The 215-nt window shown below is 55.3% G+C and carries 1 pseudogene; it reads right to left on the reverse strand.

Annotated features, from left to right (window positions below):
- Positions 1–215: pseudogene (locus tag AC2AXP_RS22865) on the reverse strand (transposase); the annotation flags it as partial.

Consider the following 215-nt stretch of genomic DNA (forward strand, 5'->3'; position numbering starts at 1 on the left):
CTTTTCGATAAAGACATACTTCATTTCAGGCGCTTGGCGAAGTATGTCGCGGCCTTTTGGAGAATGGCCAGTTCCTCGTCCCGTTCAGCCAGTTGGCGTTTGAGGCGGGCATTCTCAGCGGCGAGTTCGCCCTCACGTTCAGAGGACGTTGCCTGTTGCTGCCGCTTGCTACGCCAGGTGTAAATTTGCGACTCATAAAGGCTGAGTTCGCGGGC

This window comes from Serratia sp. Sp408, assembly GCF_057180665.1.